The organism is Methylobacterium variabile (assembly GCF_001043975.1).
GTDB classification, from domain to species: domain Bacteria; phylum Pseudomonadota; class Alphaproteobacteria; order Rhizobiales; family Beijerinckiaceae; genus Methylobacterium; species Methylobacterium variabile.
In genome coordinates, this window is the sequence record NZ_LABY01000370.1 from 1 (window position 1) to 769 (window position 769).

Annotated in this window: 1 protein-coding gene and 1 pseudogene; one reads left to right on the forward strand and one right to left on the reverse strand. The window is 70.7% G+C overall.

Going from position 1 to position 769, the window contains the following annotated elements:
• Positions 1-198: 198 nt before the first annotated feature.
• A complete protein-coding gene (locus VQ02_RS33095; protein ID WP_048448520.1) occupies positions 199-504 on the forward strand; it encodes a DUF4326 domain-containing protein in 306 nt (101 codons plus the stop codon).
• A 30-nt stretch (positions 505-534) separates the two neighbouring features.
• Here VQ02_RS33095 and VQ02_RS33100 read toward each other — a convergent pair.
• A pseudogene (locus tag VQ02_RS33100) lies at positions 535-769 on the reverse strand (MucR family transcriptional regulator); the annotation flags it as partial.

The window sequence follows — 769 nt, forward strand, 5'->3', positions numbered from 1 at the left end:
CCGAGTGAGGCGTAAGCCCGGGGCGGGTGCGGGCCGTGCGCTCGTCCCTGTCCCGGCCCTGATCGCTGCGAGCGTCTTGCATGACCGCGTCGGGGGCGGGGTCAACGGGCAATCCGTTCCCGCTCTCCCCGGGGGCTCGCGTGACCCCACCCCGCTCCCGCGGTCGCCCCGACGCATCAGCGATCGGAGAGCCGGACGATGTGTCGAGTTCTGAACAAACGCGACGGAACCCGGCACGGCGCCATCTACATCGGCCGCGGCAGCAAATGGGGCAACCCGTTCGTGATCGGACGCCATGGAAGCCGCGGAGAGGTGATCGCGAAGTACGGGCACTGGCTGGCCGACCAGCACCACCTGCTGCGCGCGCTGGACGAGTTGCGCGGGCGCGATCTCGTGTGCTGGTGCGCGCCGCTGGCCTGCCACGGCGATCTGCTGAAGACCCTCGCGAATGCCAACCGGCCTGAACGGATCGCATGGTGGCGCGGGGTGAGGGCGGCCGCCTGACCGCCGCTCGCCCGGCTCAGGCCCCGGGCGTCAGCCCGGGCTTGCCGCCTGTGCCATCCCGCTCTGCCGGCGCCATCCGCCTCGGGTGCGATCCGGGCTGGACGCCTTCGGCTTGACCGGGATCTCGACGGCCCCCGGTTTCTTGGCCTTGTAGACGTATTTCCGCCGCGGCTTGGCGGTGCTGCGATCGTACTTCCAGAGCTTCCTCTGCCGGGCGAGTTCGGCGCGATGCTCGAGGTCCGATGCCGGCATCATCGGGTAGTCG